Origin of the sequence: Oribacterium sp. NK2B42, assembly GCF_000424445.1 — a bacterium.
Lineage (GTDB): Bacteria > Bacillota > Clostridia > Lachnospirales > Lachnospiraceae > Oribacterium.
Map to the genome: position 1 here is coordinate 57,351 of NZ_AUJX01000004.1, position 21,422 is coordinate 78,772.

Consider the following 21,422-nt stretch of genomic DNA (forward strand, 5'->3'; position numbering starts at 1 on the left):
TCATCGTGTCAATTATAACGCAAGTGAGGCCGTCCGAAACGGTGAGCATCCAATTAATATTGAAAAAAATCTGTCTTAACGTGAATCGGACGGAGCCTGATGAACTTTTTACAGCCTTGGTGCCCTACGTTCCGTGTTTAAATATCACTCATTAGTTTTCGGTATCTCCAGCCTTGTGCCAATGCGGATTCCCGGGGCAGAGTCATTGAGATGCTCTTTCCGCACGGTATTTACCACTCTGTCCACATCATCCTTTAGGTTCCGGGCGCTGAGGAGCACTGCCCCCGCTCCCCAGGTTATGACCTGAACCACCTTGTCGGAGGTTGCAACGGTAACCGAATACTGCTTCTTAAGCTCATGAGTCTCTTCCTCTATATATTCGTCGGCGGTCATGGCTTCTCTTGTGAATACCACATAGATATTGTGATACTTAGTCTGTTCCACCTGATGTCCCTGCACCCGGTAAGCATCGAAAACAACTATTACTTCCTTTCCGGTGTAGCCGGCATAGTTTGACAGTATATCCTGAAGCTTGCCTCTCGCGGCGTCAAGATTTGACCGGGCGAGTTCATTAAGCTCATCCCAGGCAAATATGATGTTGTAGCCGTCCACCAGAAGATATTCCTTTTTCTTTTCCGGAGCCTTCAGGTCTCTACGGTTTGCTGCCTTGTTTTCTTCCTTCTCTTTGGCTCTTATGGTGCGGGCGCTGGAGATATTAACCTCCTTCGCACGGTTCTTGATGGGTCCGAAGGTCCTTACGAATATATCCTCAAGCTCCTGATCCCCGATGTAGTGTCCGCCGGTTTTATATTTTTTGTCGTCCGACTTTGCTTCGGCACTTCTCTGAAGCTTCGCAACATCCGCTTCGAAATCTCTCTTCTCAACTTCACCCTCAAGCTTCAAAGGTGACTCCACATGCATGTAGCTTTCCACCTGGTCGAAGGGCACTATGAAACCGGAGCCGTGGGCGCAGAACACAGATGAGCTTGGATTCAGAATGTCTTCCTCCGGGTTATAGCCTCTCTTCTGTATAACTTCTTCCGCATTATGGCATCTGTCATAGCCGCTGAAGCGAAGGAAAAGATGGCCTCTTCCTTTGGTATAGACCATAACCTCTTTGTGATAATCCCTCATGGCCGAAACCGGAGCCGTGCCCGTGATGATTGAAGTATCACCGTTTATCTCCGGGGGATCAAAATGTCCGTTCATATTGGAAAGATCCGTCATGGCTCTGCCCACATATTCCTGGGGAAGCTCCAGCGTAAAGGCATAGTAGGGTTCCAGAAGGACATTGACCGCCTTCATAAGTCCCTGTCTCACTGCTCTGTAGGTAGCCTCTCTGAAATCTCCGCCCTCGGTGTGCTTAAGGTGAGCCTTTCCGGCAACCAGCGTAAATCTAATGTCTGTTACCGGACTTCCCGTGAGCACTCCCGCATGTTCCTTTTCCCGGAGATGGGTCAGCACAAGTCTCTGCCAGTTGATGGCCAGGTCATCTGTTTTGCAGTCAGATCTGAACTTGAGACCGCTTCCCCTGGGAAGAGGCTCCATCAGTATGTGAACTTCGGCATAATGTCTCAGCGGCTCAAAGTGTCCGACTCCCTCCACCGCATCGTCTATTGTTTCAAGATAAAGTATCCTGCTTTCTCCAAACAGGAGCTCAACTCCCAGGCGCTCCTTCACAACTTTTTTAATGATCTCTATCTGCACCTCACCCATGAGATGAACGTGTATTTCCTTGAGATTCTTGTCCCAGCTGATATGAAGCTCGGGAAATTCGTCTGCCAGTGTGTCAAGCTTTCTGTATAATTCAAGGTCATCCACATCAGGGGATTCCACCTTATAGTCCAGCACCGGCTTTAGTGATGGATCCTTTCCCTTGGGTTCACATCCCACAGAGTCCCCGGTCTTAAGCCCCGAGATTCCGAGAAGTGTGCATACCATGCCTGCCTCCGCGGTGTCTGCATTAACATACTTCTCCCCGCTGTAGATACGGATCTCCGAAACCTTTTCTCCGGGCAGGAGCTCGTCTCTTACTTTTATTTCTCCTCCGGTTATCTTTATATAGGTAAGTCGTCTGTCGGAATCATCCTTTGCGATCTTGAAAACCTTGCCTCCGAAGACGCTTGGGTACATGGGAATCTCCGTAAAGGTATGGATGCCTTCGAGAAATTCCTTCACTCCGAAATTCTTAAGGGCGGAACCGAAATATACCGGGAAAAGCTTTCTGTCCCAGATCAGGTTCCTTACATCCTTTGGATCCAGCTCACTCTTTTCCAGATACTTTTCCATGATCCGGTCATCGCACATGGCAATGTTTTCCTTCAGCTCCTCCGACATGGAATACTTTCCGGCCTCCGTGAAATCCACTGCGGCCGCTCCGAAATGCTTTTTCAGATCCTCAAGAAGCTTATCCTTGTCGGTTCCCGGCTGATCCATTTTGTTCACAAAGATAAAGACCGGAACGCCGTATCTTTGAAGAAGCTTCCACAAGGTCTCTGTATGTCCCTGAACTCCGTCGGCACCATTAACTACAAGTATGGCATAGTCAAGGACAGAAAGGGTCTTCTCCATTTCCGCCGAAAAATCCACATGGCCCGGAGTATCCAGAAGGGATACCGATATATCCTTAAGGTCGAAGGTTGCCATCTTTGAAAAGATGGTGATGCCCCTTTCCTTTTCCATATCGTCGGTATCCAGATAAGCATTGCCGTTATCAACCCGGCCAAGGGCTCTGATCTTTCCGCACTCGTAAAGGATACTTTCGGACAATGTCGTCTTTCCGGCATCTACATGCGCCAGAATTCCTATTACCAGATGTTTTTTTTGCTGTTTTTCCAAAAGCTGACCCTCCGTCGTCACATGAACTTCGTTATATGTTCTTTTCGATCTGTTCTGTCCAGTTCTTTATTTCCCGGACTATCTCCGCAGGGGTCTTGCCCTTCTCATCAATGATGACATCTGCATACTTTTCATAAAGCGGTGCCCTCTCATCGAATAAATCCCTGAGGGTGAAGCCTTCCGGCATGGCAACTCCGCGGTCCGTAACATCTCCTATCCTCTGCTCCATATCTTCACAGGAAATCTTGAGATACACTATCTTACTTATTTCCTTAAGATGCTTCATAGCTTCCTCTTCATAGCAGATAGAGCCCCCCGGTGCGATAATGGTGTTTTGTACATCTATGGAGGATGCGATATCACCTTCCACCTTCAGAAATCCGTCCTGACCGGCTTCCGCAATAATGTCTTTCAATTTCTTTCCGGTTTTTTCCTGGATCATAATGTCTACGTCCAGAAATCCCATGGCTGCCAGCTTTGCAAGCATAACTCCTATGGTTGATTTGCCACAGGAGGGCATTCCGATCATGGTAATATTCATTGCTATATTCTCCTCTTTTTGAGAATTTTAAAGTTCAGCGGCGGACCATGGGGACGGAGTTAGTGGTTCATTTTTTGACAAAATGAACCACTAACTCCGTCCCCATGGTCCATCGCTGAACTTTACTGAAAAACCCTGCGCTCAGGGCACAGGGTCATAATTCATAATATCAAAGCTGTTCTGCAAATAATGTAAGTGCCGGTACCAGCTGTTTCTTTCTGGAAACAACTCCCGGAAGAACCACAGACCAGGAATCGTCTGACTTATCGTTCTTATTCTTACCCGGTCTTCTTTCCGGTGTATAGCCGAAGGCATTCTCCACAAGCTGTCCTGCTCCCGTGCCAACCGCAAGAAGATCTGTACTCTTGTCAAGGATATTGGTGAGCATGATGAAACTCATGTCAAGCTTTTCAGCTTTAAGAGCATTGATTGCAAATTCCTCAAGTCCGTCCTTGAACTGATCAAGCTCTTCCTTATTAAGACTGGTAACCTGACTTACACCAAATTCAACCTTTCCCGCTGAGAAATGCTTGAAATCCTGATAGAAGATCTCCTGAATGGTCTTGCCCTTCAGGTTGGATCCTGCAGAGAACATGGAGAAGGCATACTTCTCAATGTCAACTCCGGCAATCTTTGCAAGCTCTCTTCCTGTCTGTTCGTCAAGGGGAGTGCAGGTAGGTGATCTGAAAAGGAGAGTATCGGAAATGATTGCCGACATAAGAAGACCTGCAGTCTGCTTGTCGATTTCAATGTTATTCTCCTTATACATCTGAGTGATGATGGTTGAACAGCATCCCAGAGGCTGGTTTCTGAAATAAACCGGTGTCATGGTCTGAACCGTTGCGATCTTGTGGTGGTCGATGATCTCCAGAATGTCTGCCGCCTCGATGCCTTCAACAGCCTGTCCCGGTTCATTGTGGTCAACAAGGATAACCTGCTTTCCGCGATTTCCGAGGAGGTTTCTGCGGGATACCATACCGAGATAATTTCCGTCCTTTGAAAGGATAGGGAAGTCACGATGTCTCTTGGAAGCCATGATCTCTCTCAGCTCATCCACGAAATCATCTTCTGTAAAGGTTATCAGATTGTCTTTTGTCATAAAGTAGCTTATAGGCATTGACTGGTTGATAAGTCTTGCCGCGGTATAGGCATCATAGCTTGTTACCATGATGATCATGCCGTTTGCTTCGGCCAGGCTCTTTATGGTGGGGGAAACATTGGCACCCTCACAGATGATGATACAGTCTGCTCCGTTATCCATGGCTGAAAGCTGGTTCTCCGCACGGTTTCCGAGGATAACGATATCGTGCTTTTCTATATAGTAGGACATCATCTCGGGATTTGCGGCTGCGATGATAACCTTGCCCTTTTCACAGCATCTTGAAACATCACCGGTTACAGTGGTTGCTTCCAGGGTGTCTTCTATATTGGAAAACTTTGTGTGAGCTTTTGAGATAATATGGCTGTCGTATACATTGAAATAAGATTTCGCGATGTCTCCGATGGTTATGACACCCTCAAGGGAATTCCTGGAGGTAACAACGGGAAGTGTTACGACATTTCCCTCGTTCATCATGGTCCAGGCTTTTTTCAGGGACATATCCCTGGTTACTCCCGGGGTCTTACGGTACTCGATATCCGTCACCTGTGTTTTAACGGTTGTTATGAGTCTCGGCTTCTCAACCTTGAAATGATCAAGGACAAACTGAGTCTCTCTCGAAGGCTCACCTGCTCTGCAGGGGACATATTTCTCTGTTTTTGTGATCTTGTTTTTTAATCTTGCATAGGCAATGGCCGCACAGATGGAATCCGTATCCGGGTTTCTGTGGCCGGTAACCAGAACTTCACGTTCTGTATTATGTGGAATATTTCTCTTTCCCTTAGTCATGTACCCTCCCGATTTATTGATTCAAAATGATTTTTGTTATTTTTTCATATGTAAATCATAAATATAATGTTGTATACAGGATTTTTTAATAAATGTTCATAAATTATTCATAATTCAATACTATATTTCTAGTCATAAACATGAAGTTTGTTTTTATGTTTCTTTTAACATTGGTTGATTTTCCAAATTAGATTTTTCATAATTACCCCGGTTAGGCGAGAGCCTGCCGGGGTCTCCTCATTTAAGAGCTCAGCACGCTGTTTTCATCAGCATACCTTCTCATGTATAAACCCTGTATCTTGATAAGAAAGCACCGATTATACCGGCACCCTCTGAAAATGTTTTTATCAAACCATAGCCAAAAAGGCAATGGTTTGACATAAACTTATGTGATTGTACTTAACATTAGCCAAAGACAGGTACGGGAGCATCCGGGAAGGTTTCCGAAGCTGAGGGTTCAACATAATACGCAGTGGCGTTTGTCTCATCGAGATGCTCAAGTGACTCCTGAAGATCCTTTATCCTGGTTTTTTCCGATTCCTCCCGGGACTCTTCTTCCTCAGCATATTCGCCATATAAAGGAAGCTTTCTTGCTCTCTTGATAGCATTCTGCAGCTCCTTTGCGTACATGGAGGCTTCTTCATAAGTATTGCAATACTGAAGTCTCATTATAGTTTCTGTTATGAGGTTTTCCGTATTTTCATCCCTGTATTCAAGCTCTTCAAGTTCTGTAAGGGCGCTTAGGAATGACTCTTTATTGATGCGCTTTTCTTCCTCTGATCTTGAGCTCTCAGCCTCACTTTCGGCTCTCTGCTGCTCTCTGCTGGATTCTTCTTCACTTTGCTGAAGTGCACGTTCTATAACCTGCTCCCAGCTTTCCTCTATCTCATCAAAATATGGCTTTCTGGTTTCCAGTCTCTTGAGAAGCTCTGCGCGTTTTTCATTATCATCGAGAGAATCAACCAAAGGCTTCACTTCTTCATAGTATTTACGGGCTGTGAGTACATCATCAACGGTATTGGCCACAAGCCTCTCGTAATTTTCTACCAATGTCTCTGCCTCTTCATAGTTCCTCAGCTGTTCCTTTTCGTGAAGAGCCTGCTGTGCTCTCACTTCCGCTGTTGTGGAAACATAATCAGTAATTCCATTTTCATTTACTTTCAGATCTACGGTTGCGGGCTGTGTCCAGTCTGCAGGTTCAAGTCCCTCGTGAAGAACATTCATGGCATTTTGCCAGATTCGTCCCGCGTAGGTGGATCCGTATACTCCCGGCATGGCCCTCGGAGTGTCGTAACCTACCCAGACTGCCATAGTGTAGTATCTCGTGTATCCGCAGAACCATGTATCCTTTGATTCATTGGTGGTACCGGTCTTTCCTGCAGCGATCTGACCGTTGGCAAGATTAAGTCCGTAGCCTGTTCCGAAAGGCTGTTCAATGGTACCCTTCAGCATATCGGTCATCATCCACGCAGTATCTTCTCTGAATACCTTTGTTCCTGTTGATTTATAATCCTTTGTCAGGTCTCCTTCTTTTTCATGGACTATCTTGAGAATACAGGTGTTGTCATTGTACTGACCCATATTTGCAAGAGTGCTGTAGCCCTTGGCCATATCCACGATTCTTACACCATAGGTGAAGCCACCGATTGAAACCGCCTTTGTTGTGCCATCTATCCAACTCATCTGCATGAAGTGCATCTTTGAAAGATAGCTTATGCCAAATTTTGTTCCGATGTCTTCAAGTATCTGCCATGCAACGGTATTTAAGGATCTGTTCAGGGCTTCCCTCAGGGTGAGCACACCTCTGTAGCTTCCGCCGGAGTTGGAAGGTCCGTTCTCTATTCTGTGATCATCTATAAGAGTAGCCGGACTGTATTCTCCCGAATCAAGGGCAGGTGCATAATCAAGAAGCGGCTTGATGGCAGATCCCGGCTGACGGGCACTGAGATAAGCTCTGTTAAACTTATCCTCTGTTCCTCTGCCTCCCACTACAGCCACCACATAGCCGGTTCTGTTGTCAACAACTGCTGCTGCACCCTGAAGTGCATACTTTCCGTTGTTCTGGAGTTCCGTAAAGCTTGAAAGTTTTTCATCAAGCTCAGTCTGAACCTTTCCCTGGATATCGGGATTCAGGGAAGTATAGATATCATAGCCGCCGGATCTTATGAGATTTGTGTAATACTCATAGGACTCGCTGTATTTCTTTTCGTATTCCTGCTGCTCCTCTTCGCTGTCCCACATATACTCGAAGCTGAAGTGGTTGATATCCATAAGGGTAAGAGCCGCACAATGAAGCGCATAGGAAGTGAGGTAATCCTCATCCGTCTGCTTTTGTTTATCTGCTGTAACATCCAGGTCAGATGCTACAAATGCTTTATACTCTTCAGCGGTAATGTACCCCTGCTCTCTCATGGATTTAAGCACCTGGTTTCTCTTCTCGAGACAGGCTTCGGGATGTCCTATAGGCTCATAAATTGAAGGAGCATTGGAGATTCCTGCCAATGTTGCCGCCTCCACTATATTCAGATCCTTTGCGGCTTTTCCGAAATAGTAGCGGCTTGCAGCCTCAACACCATAGCAGCTGTTTCCATAGAAGTTTGTGTTGCAGTAAAACTCCATGATATCGGCCTTGGTGTACATCTTTTCCAGTTCCCGGGCAAGAAGTATCTCCACAAACTTTCTGGTGAAGGTTCTTTCGGAAGTGAGGTAGGTATTTTTAACCACCTGCTGGGTGATGGTGGAACCACCCTGGGTTATGACGCCCTTATTACGAACCAGCTCTATTCCGGCTCTCAGGACAGCACTCCAGTCTACACCATGATGTATCTTGAAATTCTTATCCTCATGGGCAACGTAGGCATTCTGAAGATTTATGGAAATGTCATTGATCTCCACATATTCGAAATGGCCTGCATTAACTATACCCAGAAGCTTTCCGTTGGTGTCAAACACCTGAGTATCCGAAAGCCGGGTCATGTCTGTAACATCCACAGAGGCCAGCTTGTCATAGGCGGTGACTTTAAGTGATTCATACTCCGGCAGAATCACCAAAAAATACGCAGAAAGGCCTGCTATTGCCAAAATGGCAAGCAGACCTACAAACATGCGTTTAAATATTTTTCTTATAAGATGTCTTCTGCGAGGTTTCCTGCTCTTTACGGGAGCGGAAACCTCAGACTTTTTTTCAATATTTTGCTCGTTATTATTCATTTGACTAATTTACTTAGCGTAATCTACAGCTCTTGACTCACGAATGCTATTAACCTTGATGACACCCGGATACTGCATCTGATCCTGGATCTGCTTAGCCATATCGTGTGCCATGATAGTCATATCATCATCTGATACCTGATCAGGTACAACCATGATACGGACTTCTCTTCCGGCCTGAACCGCAAAGGACTTTTCAACACCCTTGTATGAATTGGTTATATCCTCAAGCTCCTTAAGTCTGTTGGTATAGGTCTCAAGCGACTTACGTCTGGCACCCGGTCTTGCCGCAGAAATAGCATCGGCAGCAGCAACTACGCAGGCAATGAGTGATGTAGGCTCTGTACCGCCGTGGTGTGATGCCACAGTGTTAATGACAATCTCCGGCTCATGATGCTTCTTGCAAAGCTCTACACCAAGCTGTACGTGTGTACCTTCCACATCGTGGTCAATGGCTTTTCCTATATCATGAAGAAGACCGGCCCTCTTTGCCATACGTACATCGAGTCCGAGCTCTTCAGCAAGAAGTCCCGAAATCTGGGCGACTTCCACTGAATGTCTGAGAGCGTTCTGTCCGTAAGAGGTTCTGAACTTCATACGTCCGAGGAGCTTAACCAGCTCGGGATGGATGCCATGAACACCAACTTCAAGTATTGCGGCATCTCCTTCCTCACGGATAGTCTCATCAACTTCCTTCTGGGCTTTTTCAACTACCTCTTCAATTCTTGCAGGATGGATACGTCCATCAACTATAAGCTTCTCAAGGGCTATCCTTGCCACTTCACGACGGATAGGATCAAATCCGGAAAGAACAACCGCTTCCGGTGTATCATCTACAATAAGCTCAACACCTGTAAGCTGTTCCAGTGTTCGGATATTTCTTCCTTCACGTCCAATGATACGGCCCTTCATTTCATCATTCGGAAGCTGTACTACGGATACCGTTGACTCGGTAACCTGGTCAGCAGCGCATCTCTGTATCGCATCAACGATATAATTGCGTGCGTTTTTCTCGGCATCTTCTTTTGCCTGATTGTCCATCTCACGGATCATCATGGCATAATCGTGCTTTGTATCTTCCTCAAGTGATTTCAAAAGTTCTGTCTTGGCCTGGTCTCTTGTGAGTCCTGAAATTCTCTCAAGCTCGGTAACCTTCTGGTTATGAAGTTCTTCAACTTCTGTTTCTCTTTTGCTGATCTTGTCCTGACGCTTCTGAAGCTCCTGCTCTTTCTGCTCAAGACTTGCAGCTTTCTTCTCGGAAGCTTCATCTCTCTTCAGCATTCTGTGCTCGAGGTCGGATACCTCTTTACGTCTGTCCTTGATTTCCTTATCAAGGTCGTTCTTTGCCTTTAATGCCTCTTCTTTTGTTTCGAGAAGGGCTTCTCTCTTTTTATTCTCGGCTGTTCTTATAGCATCATCTATAATCTCTCTGGACTTCTGTTCAGCGGATCCGACGGTTTTTTCGTAGTCGGATTTTGCTTTGTTCTGTCCGGCTGCGAACATAATAGCACCTACGATGATGGCAGCAACAACCAAAAGAATAGCAATTCCTAATGGGGACACTTTGTGTACCTCCTTCACTATTTTGTTGTTAATGTACAAACAGATATGTGAAAAAGCAAAAACTTTATGTCGGTTTTTACTCTGTCAAATTCCATTTATATATAAAATTATATTGGTTTCAATATAAACATTAACTTAACTATTACATTTTATATAAAATAGAAGTCACTGTCAAATAGACAATTAGTATAACGGACGGACAGAACCGGAGGGTATCCATTTTGAAGTGAGGTTTTTCGGTCGAAAAATCAAAGCAGGCCACTACGAGCTGGTGGGCATCCATCTAAAAACGAGTCGCTTCGACGGAAAAATATAAAATCGGACCCCTAAGAGGCTCTAGACCCTCGCCAATGTCAGAGATTTTCTCTTATGAAAACTCTGACTTGGCGAGGGGGGCTAAGGAAAAGGGATCAAGCGCCTCTAAGGGGTCCGATTTTTATTTTTCTCGTCTCAGCTCAACGTTTATAGATGGATGCCCACCAACTCTACGTGGCCTGCTTTGATTTTTCTCTGCCTGAGTTAGCGATCAAAATGGATGACCTCCGGCTCTGTCCTGGTTTGTTTTTTACTTTTTATTTTTAGTATGGTCTTTTGAGTTTTCGACACATTCCAGTGTTCTGTAGAGGAGGTGGTAGAGGGTGCCGGCTTCTTCTTTTGTGAGTTTTATGCAGCTGCCCATTTCTTTAGGGACTTCAAGGGCTTCTTCTCTAAGCTGAACTCCCTTTTCTGTGATGGTGACATCAAGAGATCTTTCGTCTTCGTGGCAGCGTTCTCTTTTTATGAGACCTTTTGCTTCAAGGCGTTTAAGAAGGGGAGTCAGGGTGCCGGAGTCAAGGTAAAGGCATTCGCCCAGTTCTTTAACATTGACTCTTTTTTTCTCCCACAGAACCATCATAGCTATATACTGAGTGTATGTAAGATCGATCTTCTCCAAAAAGGGTGTATATCTTCTGACCAGTTCTTTCGCGCATACGTAAAGCGGGAAACAAAGCTGGTTCTCAATTTTCAGAGATTCATATTTATCTGACATTTTAACCTCCGGATAAATGATTCATTTAGCACTCTGCCATGATGGCCTGTCTATCAGTTTCCTTATTGTAGCACAAAGCCAATAAAATTTTTAAACGTCTTTTCTTCAGAGAATTGCGGCTACCTTTTCTTCAACCAGAGCCATATCCATGGTAGGCTCGAAACGATCCACTACATTACCCTCTCTGTCGATCAGGAACTTTGTGAAATTCCACTTTATATCCGGTGTGCTTTCATAATCAGGATGCTGCTTTCCGATAAAATCCTTCATGAATTCCGCCGTTTTTCCTTCCCCAAGTCCCTTGAAGCCCTGCTGTGACTTGAGATACTTAAAGAGCTCTGTCTCATTTTCGCCGTTTACATCGATTTTTGCAAACATTGGGAACTTTACACCAAATCTGCTTGAGCAGAACTTTGCTATCTCCTGCTCGGTTCCCGGTGCCTGATGTCCAAACTGATCGCAGGGGAAGTCCAGTATAACCAGTCCCTTATCCTTATACTTATCATACATAGACTGAAGCTGCTCATAATGTGGTGTAAATCCACACTCAGTAGCTGTATTAACAATAAGCATTACCTTGCCCTTGTACTCCTCAAGTGTTGTTTCATTCTTTTCTTTATCAAGAACCTTGATTTCATAAATATTAGCCATAATTATCTCCTTTCAGATATTTATAAAGAATTAGGATTAACAATGAATAAAAAATTACATTGCATCAATATATCCGCATGCTGCCAATGCTGCCACCGCACCATCTGAAGCTGCGGTTGTAAGCTGTCTCACAGTTTTGGTCCGGCAATCTCCGGCTGTGAAGATGCCTTCAGTGCCGGTTTTCAGGTCTTCGCCGGCTTTTATATAGCCTTTTTCGTCAAGGGAAGCCACATTTTCAAATGCTGTATTGTCGGGAGCCTGACCTATGGCTACGAACAGCCCTGAAACTTCTATGGTTCTTGTATCACCTGTATTTTTATTTGTCACTTCAAGTGATACGAGACCTGATGCATCTTCATTAAGCTTTGTGATGGTGCTGTCCAGAACGAACTCTACGTTATCTTTTGCTTTTAAACGTTCAACTTCCTTCTGATCCGCGCGGAATTTATCTCTTCTGTGGATCACATATACCTTCTCACAGTAATTGGAAAGGAACTGTGCATCCTCAAGGGCGGTGTTTCCGCCGCCGTTTACAGCTACCACTTTATTTCTATAGAACATTCCGTCGCAGGTTGCGCAGTATGAAACACCTTTTCCCACAAGTTCCTGCTCATTGGGAAGTCCCAGAGGACGGTTCTTTGCTCCTGTGGCGAGGATTACAGCTTTACACTCATATTCATTTTGTGAGGTAATGACCTTTTTGACATTGCCTTCGGTTATTATCCCTGTTACCCTTTCAAATCTGATGTCTGCACCCAGATCCTTTGCCTGATTGTAAAGTCCTGTTGCAAAATCAAATCCTGAAATATGTGCTATTCCCGGATAGTTTTCGATGTCCGGAGTATTGATTATCTGTCCTCCGTAGGATGAGGCTTCAAGCACCAATGCACTTTTTCCGGCTCTTACGGTATAGATTGCTGCGGAAAGTCCCGCTGTACCGGCTCCGATTATTATTACATCTACCATAAAACTATTCCTCTCAATATATATTACTTCAGAAGCTCAAGAACCTGTTCCTTAGGAACAAATCCTACTGACTGCTTATAGATTTCACCGTTCTTAAAAACAATAAGTGTAGGAATGGATCTGATACCGTATCTGTCAAGAAGCTCCGGATTTTCATCGGCATCCACACTCATAACCTTGAAGCCGTCTGCGGAATCAGCGATCTCAGCGATGATGGGTGAGAGCATCTTGCAGGGTCCGCACCAGCTTGCCCAAAAATCCACCAGTACCGGAACATCACTCTTAAGTACCTTCTCATCAAACTCTGCTACATTAATTGCCTGTGCTGCCATATTTGTTACCTCCGTTATATTATATGAATTTCATTTGGTTAAAAACTATTGTTAACTTGTGATTAGATTGTACACAACCAATATTAAATTGTCAACAATTTAATTCTAAAAAATAATTTATAATCTTTGTGTAATCCTAAAAAAGGGGAACACCGATATCGGCGTTCCCCTTTAGGTCAATAATCTTCTTCTATTGAAAGTGCTTTTCTTACTGTGGAATAGGAGAATCCTTTTCTCATGAGAGATGCGTAAAGTTTTCTTTTCTGTTCTGCATCCAATAGGGAAGGATCTTTGCACTTTTTATTGATGGCAGCTTTAACTGCTCTCATTTCAGAGTCTTCCGACAGTTCTTCATCATCTTTGAATTCAGCCAAAGCTTCCTTTAAGTCTTTTTGATTCACGCCTCTCTGATAAAGCTTCTGTTCTATTTCCCGCAGGGATTTTGAACCAGAATAATGCTTTATCAATTGCTTTGCAAATCTCAGATCATTTATATAATCGTATTTTTTCAGGAAGTCTATGGTCTCTTCTATGATATCTTCACTGTACCTTCCGGATTTAACCAGTTTGTCTCTGAGCTTTGATTCGGTTTTTGCAGCCTGCTCTATAAGGTAGAGACTGCGTTCCTTGCATCGGTTTAAAAGCTTATCATGTTCGGACATCTTGCCGGGATCAAGATTGTAACCCGACACTTCCTCACCATGCTCTTTCAATAAATCGTCTATTGTTTTCACTTTAAAATCTCATCTGTTTAAGCTGTTTCGACTGTTATATTTATCAAAAATATCGGCCGGTTAAGAATCGGTATTTCACATCAACATAATCTTTCTCAGCATAACGGCGTAGAACATCCTTATTGAATTTCAGTCTTATGCTTCATCCTCCGACTCCGAAGCTGCCTTTGCGGCTTCTGCCTCGGCGAATTCATCCTTCGGAAGTCCGTACTTCTCACGAACCTTGCCTTCAACCTCTGCCATGATTGCCGGATTTGCCTTAAGATATTCCTTGGCGTTCTCACGGCCCTGTCCTATCTTTTCACCGTTATAGGCAAACCATGCGCCTGACTTTTCTACGATGTTTTCTTCAACCGCAAGGTCAAGTACATCTCCTGACTTTGAAATACCTTCGCCAAACATGATATCAAACTCGCACTGTTTAAACGGCGGAGCAATCTTGTTCTTAACTACCTTTACTCTTACACGGTTACCTGCCGCATCACCGTTCTGCTTCAGGGTCTCAACTCTTCTGATATCAAGTCTTACAGATGCATAGAACTTAAGAGCACGGCCTCCGGTAGTGGTCTCTGGACTTCCGAACATAACTCCGACCTTCTCACGGAGCTGGTTGATAAATATAAGTATGCAGTTTGATTTTGCGATAATTGAGGTAAGCTTACGTAATGCCTGGGACATGAGTCTTGCCTGAAGGCCCACGTGGGAATCTCCCATCTCTCCGTCTATCTCTGCCTTTGGTACAAGTGCTGCTACCGAGTCGATTACAAGGATGTCCATGGCGCCTGATCTTACCATGGTCTCGGCAATCTCAAGGGCCTGTTCTCCTGAATCTGGCTGTGAAATATAAAGGTTATCAATATCTACTCCGATATCCTGGGCATACTTCGGATCCAGAGCATGCTCTGCATCGATGAAGCCTGCAATTCCGCCTCTCTTCTGTACTTCCGACACTGCATGAAGTGCAAGTGTTGTCTTACCTGAGGATTCAGGTCCGTAGATCTCTATGATCCTTCCTTTAGGGAATCCGCCGGCTCCCAGAGCTATATCAAGAGAAAGGGATCCGGTAGGTACTGTTTCTATATTGAGGTTCGCTGCTGAATCTCCAAGCTTCATAATGGAGCCTTTTCCGAAATTCTTCTCTATCTGTGTTAAAGCAACATCCAGTGCTTTTAATTTTTCTTCGTGATCCTGGTTAAAGTTAACCGGGGTTTTTGTGGTCTTTGCCATGTTTGCCCTCCGTAAAACATATGTTTTGTGTTATTTTGTATTTTAATCTTATTTAGATTCGATGTCAAGGAGTATAACACAAGGTTTTGCTCAATAATATACTCTAAATTCAGACTATATGTAGTTTACTCTAGGCTATGAGCAAAAAAATGCAAGGGACGTGTGCCGGCCCACGAGATTGAAAGAACAGCCTGACCGGAATGTCCGTGCCCGATCACACTTACGTGTGTCGTTCACGGACATTCCGGTCAGGCTGTTCTTTCAACTCGCAAGCCTAGGCACCCATCCCTTGCATTTTTTTGCAATTTACTTTTACTAATTCCCTGATGCATCCCGATAAGCTATTATAACCCCACCGAAGATGATTCTCGAAGACGAGAACCATCCCGATGGGTTTATGGAAATATTATTTCGCATTTTAAAAAGATCACACAAAACCTTTCAGGGCGGCCTGGTAATTTAGGACGGCGGCGGAGGCGGTGATTTGGGACATGTTGGCCTTTGCTTCGGAGGCGATGTACTGGACCAGGGCGGCGGAGTACTCGCTGTTTCCGACTGTTCCTACGGCGTAGCTTCTTTCGGCCTGGCCTTTTTGTCTGGCCGCGAGGGCATAACCTGCCTGGGCGGCTGCATTATCGGCTTCTGCTTTGATAACGGTGTTGTAGAGGTCGGACATGGAGACATTGAGGTTTTCACGGGCTTCGTTTCGGCTGATGTCTGTTTTTGTGTAGCCTGTGATGTTTTTGTCTTCTGTGCTCTGGGCTGTACCATAGGCAACGTTATGAAGTCGGGCCTCGGCTATGTCGTTATCCAGATTTCTGGTGTAGATGTATCCCTGATCGTAAGGGGGCATGGCACCGATGGAGACATTGGCACAGTTGGAGGAATTCCAGCCGAGGATCAGGGCCATCTTATCTCGTATGCTCCGCATATTTTCCTTATTCTTGTTAAGTTTTATCGTGAAGGATTTGAGATCGGCCTCAGCTTTTTTCACCTGAAGATCCGTAGCCATGCCGACAGCCCGGGACCTGAGTGTTGCATCATAAACTGTCTGGTACATGTCCACCTGCTTCTGATACATTTTTTCAAGTTCGGCAAGTGACTGATATCCGATAAATGCCGCGTTCATGCCGGTAATAACGGATACTTTGCTGCCATGCATATTCATTTTTATCTTGTTTACGGTGCTTGTCAGACCGCTTTCGGCGCTGGATTTTGCCACATGCAGGGTGTCTGTGGATTTACTGCTGCTGATCATAGCACTGACCATCTTTATGGACTGATCATAGGCTTCCTTTTCGGCTGCATTGCTTGTGTTGTTTTTTTTGTCTTTAAGATCAGCTATAACGCCGTTTAAATCCTCTATGGAGCCGGTCAGACTGTCCACTATGGTGTTCATGTCAACGGCAATATTGTCTATGGCGGCATACTGCTGCTGTGCAACTACGCTTCTGTACTCCACCAGATTTACAATCTCATCGTAATCGATGACATCGTCCTGAAGTCTTGCCCAGGTGTCGTCGTCCATACCGTTGGGGCGTCCCTGGGAGTCCACTCCGGTGAGACTCTGCTGCTCGGTATATGGGTCATGCACCGGCACCAGGGTTCTGGTTCCGGGCTTAGGGTCTGATGCCGCCAATGTTGCATTGCAGGACATCATAACCAGAGTCAACGCAATGCCTGCTGCAAACCCAATATTGTTTCTCTTCATAAATTCACCTCTATAGAAGCCTTTTTGCATCTGTCACATAAACTTGAATCAAATCGGCTCAATGAAATAGGACAATATTACCTTTCAACATCCCCTATCTATCTTAGGAGATTAAAGGTCACCACATATGTCAACTCAGCTTTTTATGATGTCTGGTTGGTTCCGGTTCCGGCGAGACCGTCTCTGTAAGATATGTAAGTAAAGTAAGCTGACTGAAGTGCATACTTCTTAAGCTCAGTGTTTAATTTGGAGGCTTCCAGATTAAACTGTGCTTTCTCAAGCTCTCTTGCACTGTTGGAGCCGGTAGCGTAGCCTCTTGTCACCTGATTCAGGGTCTCTGTCAGGTTCATCTCATCCAGCTGCTGCTTCAGAAGTTCGTTCTGGGCTGTCAGGAGTGAATTATAAACTGAAGTCATGTCTGACTGCACCTGGTTCTGATCGCTGCTCAGAGTAATGGTAGCGCTGCTGGCGGTACCGTCCCCTTCTGCCAATGCAAGCTTCTTCTCGTCTATGGCGAGGACGTAGCTGTTTCCGTAGGCCTTGGAGATGTCTTCCTGAAGGTTGATGGAATTAACCATTTCATCCGTAACTTCCGGAACCGCACAGATAAGGGGCTCCGCATCATACCTCCAGCCAAGGTTTACAAGTACTGTCTGTTTGTTCTTTATCTGGTCGGATAATGCCTTCTGAAGTGCTGTTTCATCATCCTTCAGAGTCTTCTCTGCCTTAAGAACATCAAGCTCGGTTCCGGTTCCGACCTGGAGCTTACGCTGTGCCTGTTCAAGAAGGTTCTTATCATTATTAACAGTGATTTCATAAAGCTTTGAGTTAAGCTCTGAGGTATAAATGCCGATTATCTTCTGCTTAATGGCTTCGGCTGTCTGAACCTCGGTTTTCTGATAGCCTTTTGTAACTATCTCTCTATCGGAATTCTGAATTGTTGTATCAACGCTTGCAAGTGCAGTTTTTCTTGTAAGCTCGGCAGAAGCATCCTGTGCGTCACTGATTCCGATTGAATTCGAGTAAGTAGTCTCTATGTTGTTGATAACATCATCGTAGGTAAGGTCATAGGTTCCGCCGTTGTCATTGTCCCTGTAGTTTATCCATAAGGAAGAAACGGTAGGATTGTATTCATGCACAAGATCTCTTATCTCATCCCAGGTCAGCACGTTATCTCTTAACTTAGCCCATTCTTCCTCAGATCTTTCCCTTTCGTAGGAGGTCTGCTTGGGGGCCTTGTCAACCTTAGCCTTTGGGGCTGCCAATGCTGTCATCGCAGCCGGAGCAATTGACTCCATAAGCATTACCCCCACCAGGACTACAGCCAGTTTTTTTCCACTCAGTTTCATTTAAAATCTCCTCTTCAAAAATATCCCGAAAAAGCTGCTTTTCCGGGATATTTTCATTTCTGAATCAATGTTTCCTGCCCGATTTTTGAATCGCAGCATCATTTTCTTTAAAAATCTGTACCATTCTTAAAACCAATGGTGGAAACAGTGCTTTTTCAAATCAGTCCGGGAAGCCTTCGGTAAAATCACCTTTATCTTCCAGCTTCTCTTCCAAATCTTCATCACCTGTAGGGTCATCGTCAGGTGTGCCGTAGCGTTCCCATTCCGCCGCTGCTTTCTTCTGGTAGTATTCCGCCGGATTCTTACCTTCCATGTATCCTGCGCTCGGAACCTCCATATCTACATTCTTTTTCTTCTTATCCATTACGGTGTAGTAAATAGGAAGTACCAGGAGAGCCAGGATGGTGGAAGCCGTAAGACCGCCTATATCTACTATTGCAAGACCTCTCATCATTTCACCGTTATCACCGATACCCAAAGCCATAGGTATCATGGAAAGAACAGTGGTGAGGGTTGTCATAAGGATAGGTCTCAGTCTCGTTGCACCGGCTTCTATAAGGGCACGACGCCTCGGCATACCCATCCTGTACTGGTTTACGGTGTCTACATAAAGGATACCGTTGTTAACAACCGTACCTACCAGCATCATAAATCCAAGGAGGGATACCATGGAAATTGATGCATCCGTCAGCCACAAAAGTGCAAAGGAACCGATAAGGGCAAGAGGAAGTGTAGTCATGACCATGAATGAGAATCTCATGGACTCGAACTGCGCTGCCATTACTACCCAGATAAGGAAAACCGCGATAACCAGCGCTCCTCCAAAGGACGCAAACTCTTCCTGCTGTGACTGATCGGAAGAATTTATGGCCATAGTAACACCATTCGTAAGATACTTGGAGATAACCTCCTTATTGATACGCATTCTGGAACCGTTGTCTGCATTAGTGGTATAGTTTGCTGTTATGGTTGCCCTATACTTTTTGTTTTCTCTTGAAATTGAAGCAGGTGAATCCTCAAATACAACATCACTGATATCCTTAAGCTGTACCTCCGCACCTTTCGGAGTTGTCAGGAATACATCCTTGATCTTTTCAACATCATCAAACTCATCCTTAGGATATTCAACCGTGACATCGGTGTTCTGTCCGTCTATACGCATGGTCATGGCTTTTTTACCGGAAACCATATTGTAAAGCAGATTTCCGACGGTCTGCGGTGTCAGGCCTTCTGCGTTAGCCTTTATAGGATCCACATGGATCTTGACAAGGGGAGCCGCATTCTCCAGAGACGAGTGTACTGACGTAACATCATTCCTTGTCTGAAGCTCTTCCACTATTTCCTTGGAGGCCTGTTTCAGATTTTTGTAGTTTGAAGACTGGATGATGACTTCATAGGTATCCTTTGCCGTCGACATGCTGGACATGGAATTATCGGCCTTTACAGAAACCACCGCATCCGGAAAACCGTCGAAAAGCTTCCTATAGTAGGTTGCCTTATCCTTTGTCTTCATGCTCCTGTTCTTGATAAGCTCCACATTGACGTTAGAACTGCTTCCGTAATACATGGACTGGATGCCTGAACCGCCTGAGGATACTCTGTAGCTTTTGGTATCGGGATCCTGAGAAACCACATCCTCTATCTGATGCAGCATCTTATCTATCTCATCTATCTTGAGACCGGATCTTGTTTTCAGGGTGATGGTCAGCTTACCGTTATCGGTTGCCGGCATCATCTCAACCTTGATGTATTTCAATAATCCCAGTGAAGCGATGAAAATGGCTATTGAAATGATAAGCACCAAAACTCTATGGTTAAGGAACTTATCGATTATAACGCGATAGGCTACCTGCATTCTCTGTATAATATTATGTACCGGAGCATGATTATTCTCCTTCGGCCTATACATAACAAAGCAGAGAGGCACAATTGAAACCGCCGAAATAAGGGATGAAAGCATACAGAACACGATGGTAAAACCCAGGGGTCCGAAGAACTGTCCCATGAGTCCCTTCATGAAACCAAGCGGAAGGAAAACCACGCAGGTAGTAAGAGTTGAACCAAGAACCGACTCACCTACAGTTTGTATAGACTCAATGGCTGCAGTCTGTCTTGTTTTTAAACCTACTGTACTATACTTATCCATGGCCCTGAAGCAGGCTTCAAGTACAACGATGGAGTTATCAACCATCATACCTACACCGAGAACCAGGGCTGACATAGTTACCATATTAAGGGAATATCCCATTGCCCACATGGATACAAGCGCAGTAAGAATGGACAGAGGGATGGAAGTTCCTACAATAAGAGAAGCCTTCAGATCTCCAAAGAACAAAATGATTATGATCATGGAGATGATAACGGCTGCGACCATGGTCTCAAAAACGGAGGTAAGAGAGCTCCTGATGCTGTCGGCATCATCATCGATTATACGGATTTTCAGGTTCTCATCTCTTGATTCCAGCTCTTTGATAAGATTTTTAGCCTGATTAGACATGGAAACCGCAGACTCACTCTGTTTCTTGGTGAGATCCAGCATGATGGTATCCTGTCCATTGTATCTTCCGATAGCTTCCCTATCCTTCAGGCTTAAGTTTATCCTTGCAATATCACTGAGATATACCGTATTTCCATTTCCTGTTGTGATGGGGATGCTCTCAAGTGCTTTTACCATATCATAGGTTTCACCTGTGGAAACAGAAAGCTTCTGTGTTCCTACGTAAGTAGTTCCGGCAGGCATCGAGAAATCCGCCGCTGCAACGGTAGATGCCACGGTAGACATGCTGAGGTTATACTGCCTGAGCTTATCCGGCTTTATCTCAATGCTTACATACTGCTTTTGTCCGCCGGAAAGGGATACACTGGCTACAGTTCCAAGGCTTTCAAATTCAGGAGAAATATCATTTTCAACATAGTTATACATATTATCCTGAGCAGGATTCTCTATAGAAAGGCTGAGGGAGGGCTGCTCGTTGATATTCATGGTAAGGACATCAGGATCCTTGGCACCCTCCGGAAAATCCACCTTTACCCGGTCTATTTTCTTTTTCAGCTCATCATAAGCCTTGTCTATATTAGTACCATACTCATACTGGACTATGGTGAAACCATAGTTTTCCGAGGATCTGGACTGAACAGTTTTTACATCTGAAAGAACTGAAACTCCCTCTTCTATAGGGGTTGATATAAGCTCATCGATATCTTCAGGAGACGCTCCATTAAAGGTTGTGGTGATGATGATTACCGGAACATCGATGTTTGACATAAGCTCCATCTTTTGATTAATAAGGGACATTATGCCGAAAAATATGAGACTGATAACTACCAGGAGGGTGGTAACCGGTCTTCTGATGACAAATTCGGTTATTTTTTGCATTATCAT

General features: G+C 44.8%; 14 protein-coding genes. All 14 read right to left on the reverse strand.

Translation table 11 applies throughout. The features are described 5' to 3' along the window. Window positions 1-144 precede the first annotated feature (144 nt). Entirely contained in the window at window positions 145-2,838 is a 2,694-nt protein-coding gene (locus G625_RS0101570; protein WP_029199713.1) for a translation factor GTPase family protein, read from the reverse strand. Window positions 2,839-2,869: 31 nt separating this feature from the next. Further along, window positions 2,870-3,379 carry a shikimate kinase gene (locus tag G625_RS0101575; RefSeq protein ID WP_029199714.1) on the reverse strand — a complete coding sequence of 170 codons (510 nt, stop codon included), beginning with the start codon at window positions 3,377-3,379 and terminating at the stop codon, window positions 2,870-2,872. A gap of 169 nt (window positions 3,380-3,548) precedes the next feature. Further along, the gene (locus G625_RS0101580) at window positions 3,549-5,267 is read right to left on the reverse strand and encodes a putative manganese-dependent inorganic diphosphatase (protein ID WP_044931197.1); all 1,719 of its coding nucleotides are present in this window, start codon (window positions 5,265-5,267) and stop codon (window positions 3,549-3,551) included. A 405-nt stretch (window positions 5,268-5,672) separates the two neighbouring features. Then, complete coding sequence (locus tag G625_RS17890; protein WP_049895565.1) at window positions 5,673-8,477, reverse strand: transglycosylase domain-containing protein; 2,805 nt, start codon at window positions 8,475-8,477, stop codon at window positions 5,673-5,675. Window positions 8,478-8,486: 9 nt separating this feature from the next. Further along, window positions 8,487-9,980, reverse strand: a complete 1,494-nt coding sequence (gene rny / locus G625_RS0101590) for a ribonuclease Y (protein ID WP_442852563.1) — start codon at window positions 9,978-9,980, stop codon at window positions 8,487-8,489. A gap of 625 nt (window positions 9,981-10,605) precedes the next feature. Continuing rightward, complete coding sequence (locus G625_RS0101595; RefSeq protein WP_029199717.1) at window positions 10,606-11,070, reverse strand: MarR family winged helix-turn-helix transcriptional regulator; 465 nt, start codon at window positions 11,068-11,070, stop codon at window positions 10,606-10,608. 105 nt (window positions 11,071-11,175) lie between these two features. Next, complete coding sequence (locus G625_RS0101600) at window positions 11,176-11,721, reverse strand: glutathione peroxidase (protein WP_044931200.1); 546 nt, start codon at window positions 11,719-11,721, stop codon at window positions 11,176-11,178. 54 nt (window positions 11,722-11,775) lie between these two features. Beyond that, on the reverse strand, window positions 11,776-12,687 hold the full coding sequence (gene trxB, locus G625_RS0101605) for a thioredoxin-disulfide reductase (RefSeq protein WP_029199719.1): 912 nt from the start codon (window positions 12,685-12,687) through the stop codon (window positions 11,776-11,778). Window positions 12,688-12,710: 23 nt separating this feature from the next. Further along, window positions 12,711-13,019, reverse strand: coding sequence for a thioredoxin (trxA, locus tag G625_RS0101610; protein ID WP_029199720.1), 309 nt, complete (start codon window positions 13,017-13,019; stop codon window positions 12,711-12,713). A 176-nt stretch (window positions 13,020-13,195) separates the two neighbouring features. Next, on the reverse strand, window positions 13,196-13,753 hold the full coding sequence (locus tag G625_RS0101615) for a regulatory protein RecX (RefSeq protein ID WP_049895568.1): 558 nt from the start codon (window positions 13,751-13,753) through the stop codon (window positions 13,196-13,198). A gap of 135 nt (window positions 13,754-13,888) precedes the next feature. After that, complete coding sequence (gene recA / locus G625_RS0101620) at window positions 13,889-14,980, reverse strand: recombinase RecA (protein ID WP_029199722.1); 1,092 nt, start codon at window positions 14,978-14,980, stop codon at window positions 13,889-13,891. A 427-nt stretch (window positions 14,981-15,407) separates the two neighbouring features. Continuing rightward, complete coding sequence (locus G625_RS0101625) at window positions 15,408-16,691, reverse strand: hypothetical protein (RefSeq protein WP_029199723.1); 1,284 nt, start codon at window positions 16,689-16,691, stop codon at window positions 15,408-15,410. A gap of 143 nt (window positions 16,692-16,834) precedes the next feature. After that, entirely contained in the window at window positions 16,835-18,040 is a 1,206-nt protein-coding gene (locus G625_RS0101630; protein ID WP_029199724.1) for a hypothetical protein, read from the reverse strand. 160 nt (window positions 18,041-18,200) lie between these two features. Beyond that, window positions 18,201-21,416: an efflux RND transporter permease subunit gene (locus tag G625_RS17895; protein WP_084152717.1), complete on the reverse strand. Its 3,216-nt coding sequence runs from the start codon at window positions 21,414-21,416 to the stop codon at window positions 18,201-18,203. Window positions 21,417-21,422: the final 6 nt, after the last annotated feature.

Bases quoted from the DNA above. Each gene is read 5' to 3' on its own strand.
- G625_RS17890 (WP_049895565.1), bottom strand. From the start codon at position 8,477: ATGAATAATAACGAGCAAAATATTGAAAAAAAGTCTGAGGTTTCCGCT.
- trxB (WP_029199719.1), bottom strand. From the start codon at position 12,687: ATGGTAGATGTAATAATAATCGGAGCCGGTACAGCGGGACTTTCCGCA.
- G625_RS0101630 (WP_029199724.1), bottom strand. From the start codon at position 18,040: ATGAAACTGAGTGGAAAAAAACTGGCTGTAGTCCTGGTGGGGGTAATG.
- recA (WP_029199722.1), bottom strand. From the start codon at position 14,980: ATGGCAAAGACCACAAAAACCCCGGTTAACTTTAACCAGGATCACGAA.
- G625_RS17895 (WP_084152717.1), bottom strand. From the start codon at position 21,416: ATGCAAAAAATAACCGAATTTGTCATCAGAAGACCGGTTACCACCCTC.
- trxA (WP_029199720.1), bottom strand. From the start codon at position 13,019: ATGGCAGCACAGGCAATTAATGTAGCAGAGTTTGATGAGAAGGTACTT.
- G625_RS0101595 (WP_029199717.1), bottom strand. From the start codon at position 11,070: ATGTCAGATAAATATGAATCTCTGAAAATTGAGAACCAGCTTTGTTTC.
- G625_RS0101625 (WP_029199723.1), bottom strand. From the start codon at position 16,691: ATGAAGAGAAACAATATTGGGTTTGCAGCAGGCATTGCGTTGACTCTG.
- rny (WP_442852563.1), bottom strand. From the start codon at position 9,980: ATGTTCGCAGCCGGACAGAACAAAGCAAAATCCGACTACGAAAAAACC.
- G625_RS0101580 (WP_044931197.1), bottom strand. From the start codon at position 5,267: ATGACTAAGGGAAAGAGAAATATTCCACATAATACAGAACGTGAAGTT.
- G625_RS0101600 (WP_044931200.1), bottom strand. From the start codon at position 11,721: ATGGCTAATATTTATGAAATCAAGGTTCTTGATAAAGAAAAGAATGAA.
- G625_RS0101575 (WP_029199714.1), bottom strand. From the start codon at position 3,379: ATGAATATTACCATGATCGGAATGCCCTCCTGTGGCAAATCAACCATA.